The organism is Nostocoides japonicum T1-X7 (assembly GCF_001046855.1).
Lineage (GTDB): Bacteria > Actinomycetota > Actinomycetes > Actinomycetales > Dermatophilaceae > Nostocoides > Nostocoides japonicum.
The window spans coordinates 4,802,606-4,808,534 of sequence record NZ_HF570958.1; the positions used below are offsets into that span (position 1 = coordinate 4,802,606).

General features: G+C 72.2%; 6 protein-coding genes. 4 read left to right on the forward strand and 2 right to left on the reverse strand.

Annotation, left to right across the window (positions count from 1 at the left end; translation table 11 throughout):
* The coding region (locus BN12_RS25635; protein ID WP_048555641.1) for a DUF6504 family protein at window positions 1-424 on the reverse strand (424 nt) is incomplete at its 3' end.
* Window positions 425-787: 363 nt separating this feature from the next.
* On the opposite strand from BN12_RS25635, the gene BN12_RS21835 reads away from it, so the two are divergent.
* Window positions 788-1,327 (forward strand): YbaK/EbsC family protein, encoded by a 540-nt coding sequence (locus tag BN12_RS21835; RefSeq protein WP_083454849.1) that lies wholly within the window; start codon window positions 788-790, stop codon window positions 1,325-1,327.
* 130 nt (window positions 1,328-1,457) lie between these two features.
* On the opposite strand, the gene metF is transcribed toward BN12_RS21835, so the two are convergent.
* Complete coding sequence (metF, locus tag BN12_RS21840; RefSeq protein ID WP_083455071.1) at window positions 1,458-2,435, reverse strand: methylenetetrahydrofolate reductase [NAD(P)H]; 978 nt, start codon at window positions 2,433-2,435, stop codon at window positions 1,458-1,460.
* Window positions 2,436-2,480: 45 nt separating this feature from the next.
* Here metF and BN12_RS21845 point away from each other — a divergent pair, with 45 nt between their 5' ends.
* From BN12_RS21845 to BN12_RS21855, 3 genes are all read left to right on the forward strand, one after another.
* Window positions 2,481-3,566, forward strand: coding sequence for a polyprenyl synthetase family protein (locus tag BN12_RS21845; protein ID WP_048555642.1), 1,086 nt, complete (start codon window positions 2,481-2,483; stop codon window positions 3,564-3,566).
* A gap of 189 nt (window positions 3,567-3,755) precedes the next feature.
* A complete protein-coding gene (locus tag BN12_RS21850) occupies window positions 3,756-4,124 on the forward strand; it encodes an Rv2175c family DNA-binding protein (protein ID WP_048555643.1) in 369 nt (122 codons plus the stop codon).
* Between the two features lie 940 nt (window positions 4,125-5,064).
* Window positions 5,065-5,929 (forward strand): protein kinase domain-containing protein (locus tag BN12_RS21855; RefSeq protein ID WP_048555644.1); only part of this gene is annotated, 865 nt, incomplete at its 3' end.

The following is a 5,929-nucleotide window of genomic DNA, read 5'->3' on the forward strand; positions in this document are numbered from 1 at the left end:
CCTGCCGCTCCCGGTCGGCGGCGGCGTCGCCCAGCCCTACCCCGTCGACCAGGTCGCCACCGCCGGCACCGGCCGGGGCGTGGGTGCGGCCGGCACCGGCCGGGGCGTCGGGACGACGGCCACCGGTCGGGTCGCCTGAGCGGCCGACGCCGGTCGGGGCGGCGAGTGTCTCTGCCACCGGCTCAGCCGATGCCTCGGCCACCGGTTCGGCGAGCGCCACCCCGGTGCGTCGTGTGGGGGCGGGCGGGCGGGCCCCGTCCGGCATACCGGTCTCGCGCCACCAGACCCGGCGCTCGTGCCAGCGGTCGAGGACGGCTCGGACGACGAACAGTCGCCCTCGCCAGATGAAGGCCTCCGGGTCGGCCCGGTCGGGGTCGGCGAAGGCACTGGTGACCTCGATGGGTTCGTCATAGCGGCGGGTCATGGGTGGGCTCCTCGCGGGTCGGCCGGGACGCTGCCCGGGCAGGGCGGATCGGCCCGCGCCCGTGCAGGCGCACGCGGCGGGCTCGGCTGGGTCGAGTGCGATACGGCTCCGGCCCGAGGACGGGCGGGGTCGAGGCGCCCGGGCGGGCCGGAGCCGCATCGATGGGTGACCATCGCAGGGGACGACGGGTCGAGGGTCCTCCCTCTGCGGTGGTCTCGAACCCCTGTCAGTGGAGCAATATAGACAGTTGTTCGAACACGACAATGGTACATCTGTCCACCGTCACGTCAAGGGGAAACCTCATGGCATACCTCCCGATCGCAATGTCCACCGGTCGACGTCGCCGGTCACTACCCTTCGTCCATGACGATCCCCGAAGCCACCGACAACGGAGCCGGCGCCGCTTCCGGACGCGACCTCAGCAGCCATCCCGGCGTGGCCCGGGTGCTCGGGATCCTGGCGGCCAACCACCTGACGCCCACCGTGCTCTACCTCCCCGACGCGGTGCGGACCGCCGCGGCGGCCGCCGAGGCCATCGGGGTGACTCCCGCGGAGATCGCCAACTCCCTCGTCTTCGCCGCGACGACGCTCGACGGCAGGGTCGAGCCCCTCCTCGTCCTCGCCTCCGGGGGCCACCGGGTCGACCAGGAGCGGGTCGCCGCTCTGGCGGATCTCGCCCGCGTCGACCGGGCCGGAGCCGAGTTCGTCCGGGAGCGGACCGGCTTCACGATCGGCGGGGTCGCGCCCGTCGGCCACACCCATCCGGTGCGGACCATCGTCGATGTCTCCCTCGGCCGCTACGACACCGTCTGGGCCGCGGCAGGACACAGCCACGTCGTCTTCTCCACGACCTACGACGAGCTGCTGCGCATCACCGGAGGCCAGCCGATGGAGGTCGCCTGACGATGGTGATGTGAGCTCTTCAGACCGGACCCTCTGTCGCCGTCCCGCCGACGGAGCCTGCCGATCGGTCGCCGATGGAGCCCGTCGACCAGTCCGCCCTACGGACGGGACGGAGCGCCTCGCCGCGACGTCAGGCGACGGGGCGCTCCGTCGCCGGCCCGAGGCCGAGGTTGGCGTGGACCTCGAGGGTGGCCGTCGAACGGTTCATCGTGATGAAGTGCAGCCCCGGGGCCCCCTCGGCGATCATCCGCTCCCCCAGCTCGGTCGCGATCTCCACCCCGACCGCCGCGACGGCCGTCGGGTCGTCGGCGACGGCGTCGAGGCGCTCGACGATCCGTGGGGGGAGCGGGGTTCCCATGAGGTAGGACATCCGGGCGATCTGTCTGACGTTCGTCACCGGCATGAGCCCGGGTGTGATCGGCAGGTCCCGGCGGGCTGCGACGCGGTCGCGGAGGCGCAGGTAGGTGTCGGCGTCGAAGACCATCTGCGTCACCGCGAAGGTCGCCCCCGCGTCCGCCTTGCGGACAAGGGTCTCGACGTCCTCGTCGAGGTCACCTGACTCGGGGTGGACGTCCGGGAACGCGGCGACCCCGACGGTGAAGTCCCCGAGCGAGCGCAGCATCCGGACGAGCGCGTCGGCGTGGTCGAGCCCCTCGGGGTGCGGCACCCACGTCCCTCGCGCGTCGCCCGGCGGGTCACCGCGCAGGGCGAGGACGTTGCGGATGCCGGCCGCGGCATACTGCCCGACGACGTGCCGCAGGGCCGTCCGCGAGGCCCCGACGCAGGTGAGGTGGGCCAAGGGGGTGAGCGTCGTGTCGCGAGCGATGCGCTCGGTGACGCGCACGGTGCGGTCCTGCGTCGTCCCGCCCGCGCCGTAGGTCACCGACACGAACGCCGGCCGCATGCGCTCGAGCATGCGGATGGCGTCCCACAACGCGGCCTCCCCCGCGTCGTCCTTCGGAGGGAAGAACTCGAAGCTCACCGCGACGCCGTCGGCCCGCAGCAGGTCGGGGATCGACGGCTGGGCGTCCGGACGCTCCGCGACGAGGTGGCGCCCGACGACCGACCGGCGGCTCGGGGACGGCCGGGTCACAGGAGGCGAGACCATGGCCGCGAGGGTAGTCCAGTCCACCAGTGCGTAGGCTCTGCGTCCATGGGGAACCCGCTCGATGCCGTCGATCTGCGCGCTCGCGTGCAGTCGGCGCTCGACGCCTTCCTCGACCATCAGCGGACGGTCCTCGCCGAGCTGGGGTCGGACGTCGACGACCTCGTCGCCGCCGTGTCGACCCTCGCGAGCGGGGGCAAGCGGATCCGCGCGGCCTTCCTCTACTGGGGGTACCGCGCGGGCGGCGGTCCCGACAGCGACGCCCTCGTCCGGCTCGCGGCTGCGATGGAGGTCTTCCAGGCGGCCGCCCTCATCCACGACGACGTCATGGACGACAGCGACGTCCGCCGTGGCATGCCGGCCGCGCACCGGACCTTCGCCGCGCGGCACCGGGAGCGCGGGTGGGACGGCAGCGCCGAGCGGTTCGGGCTGTCCGGCGCCATCCTCGCGGGCAACCTCTGTCTCAACTGGACCGAGGAGCTGTATGCGACGTGCGGCCTGCCTGGGGCGGAGCTGGCTCGCGCGCGACGAGCCTTCGACACGATGCGCACCCAGCTCATGGCGGGGCAGTTCCTCGACGTCGTCGAGTCCGCCCGTCCGTGGGCGGGCCTGCCGGAGGCCGAGCGGGTCGCCCGGGCCCACCGGGTCATCCGCTACAAGAGCGCGAAGTACACGGTGGAGCACCCGCTCCTCATCGGGGCGACGGCGGCCGGGGTCGACGGCGACGCGCTGGCGGTGCTGTCGCGCTTCGGCCTCGACCTCGGTCATGCCTTCCAGCTGCGCGACGACGTGCTCGGCGTGTTCGGCGACCCGGACACGACGGGCAAGCCCGCGGGCGACGACCTGCGCGAGGGCAAGCGCACCGTCCTCGTCGCGCACGCCCTCGCCGGCGCCGACGCGCCCGGCCGCCGGCTGCTCACCGACCTCCTCGGTCGTCCCGATCTCGACACCGCACAGGTCGCGGCGCTGCGCGAGGTCATCGTCGCCTCCGGTGCCGTCGATGCCGTCGAGAAGGAGATCAGCGTCCTCGCCGACCGCGCACGCGAGGCCCTCGCCGACGCTCCGGGCCTCGACCCCGAGGCGACCGCCGTCCTTGCCGACCTCGTCCGGGCGACGACCGACCGCTCGGCCTGACGCCCGAGCACGCGAGGCTCGGACGGAGAACTTGCGTGGCTCGGACGGAGAACTTGCGTGGCTCGGACGGAGAACTTGCGTGGCGACGGAGCAATTCCTCCGGCCGGACGCAATTTCTCCGTCCGTCTGAGCGTGGCCCGACCCGATCGGACGATCTCACGGGGGGCGGCGTGTGACAGGCTGGCATGCGTGACCGACCGAGTCGATGCCGCGCTGGAGTCCCTCGCGGCGCCGTGGGTGACCGTTCCCGACCTCGCCGAGCGTCTCGGCATACGTCTTGCCGACGTGCGCCGGCTCATCGAGGACCGGGTTCTCCTCGCCGGCCGGATCGGCGAGCGCGCGGTCGTCGCGGTGCCGGAGGCGTTCCTCGACGAGGAGGGACCCCTCGCCTCGCTCCGGGGCACGTTCACCGTCCTCGCCGACGGTGGCATGGACGACGCGGAGATCCTCCGCTGGCTCTTCTCGCCCGCGGAGGTCGCCGGGGGCACCCCGATCGCCGCGCTTCAGGGCGGTCGCAAGACCGAGGTGCGCCGTCTCGCGATGGAGACGGCCTGGTAGCCGGCCCGTTCTCGCGTCGAGTAGGCGTGTCAGCCTCCGGAGTCGAGGTATCGCCAACCCACCGCCACGTCACCAGATACCTCGACCCAACCGAGCACCCCGCGATCGAGGTGCGCCGTCTCGCGATGGAGACCGCCTGGTAGCCGGCCCGTTCTCGCGTCGAGTAGGCGTGTCAGCCTCCGGAGTCGAGGTATCCCCAGCCCACCCGCCACGTCACCAGATACCTCGACCCAACCGAGCACCCCGCGATCGAGGTATGCCAACCCACGGGAGCGTCACCACATACCTCGACTCACGAGATCCCTTCGGAGTCGAGGTATGTGCAACCCACCAGAACGTCGCCACATACCTCGACCCAACCGAGCACCCCGCGATCGAGGTATGCCGACCCCACGGGAGCGTCACCACACACCTCGACTCACGAGATCCCTTCGGAGTCGAGGTATCGCCACCCACCGCCACGTCACCAGATACCTCGACCGGACAGACGCCCAACGAGTCGAGGTATCGCCAACCCACGGGAGCGTCACGACATACCTCGACCCCACGGAGGGCCCCGGAGTCGAGGTATCGCCAACCCACCGCCACGTCACCAGATACCTCGACCGGACAGACGCCCAACGAGTCGAGGTAGACAACCACGCCCCACCAGAACGTCACCAGATACCTCGACCGCCGAGGTGACGGGCGACCACGATGGACCGGACGGCCCCACAAGGCGGTCGGAGCGGCAGGGCCAGGTGCATCGGAGGACTCCCCTGCGATGTCGGCGAGAGGGTCCGATTGGTCACATCTCGACGGCGACCAGGGCCTATCTCCTCGCTGACGCCTCCACCGCAGCCCTCACACTGAGGCACACCTGTCACCTGAACACCATCAACCTCACTCGCCACAGCCTCGCCTGACCGGCCCCGGCGGCATCTCGACCTAGAATCGCCGAGTGTCCTCCGCCGTGGCCGACCCCTTGATCGGCACCGAGCTCGACGGTCGCTACCGCGTCGTCGAGCGCCTCGCCGACGGCGGGATGGCCACGGTCTACCTCGCCATCGACACCCGGCTCGAGCGTGAGGTCGCGCTCAAGGTCATGCGGCCCGACCTCGCCCAGGATCCCGCATTCGTCGCCCGGTTCCACCGCGAGGCCCGGTCGGCCGCCCGGCTCTCGCATCCCAACGTCGTCGGCGTCTTCGACCAGGGCGAGGACCGGGGGCAGATGTTCCTCGCCATGGAGTACGTCCCCGGCCAGACGCTCCGGCAGGTCCTCGACGCCGAGGGGGCCCTCTCCCCCCGGGCGGCGACCGACATCCTCCTCCCCGTCCTCGCTGCCCTCGGCGCGGCCCACCAGGCCGGCATCATCCATCGCGACGTCAAGCCCGAGAACGTCATCCTCCGCGAGGACGGCGTCGTCAAGGTCGCCGACTTCGGGCTGGCCCGCGCGGTGACGACGAAGACGGCGACGACGAGCGGCGTCCTCCTCGGCACCGCCGCCTACCTCTCCCCCGAGCAGGTCGAGCGCGGCATCGCCGACGCCCGCAGCGACGTGTATGCCGCCGGCCTACTCCTGTTCGAGATGCTCACCGGCACGAAGGCCGTGTCGGGGGATCACCCCGTCCACGTCGCATACCAGCATGTCCACGCCGGGGTACCGCTGCCGTCCTCGCGGGTGCCCGGGCTGCCCGCGGTGCTCGACGAGGTGGTCCGGCGGGCGACGGCCAAGGACCCGGACCAGCGTCCGGTCGACGCCACCGCGCTCGCGGCCCTCGTCCGCGCAGCCCGCCGCCGGATGACGCCGGACGAGCTGGACGCCC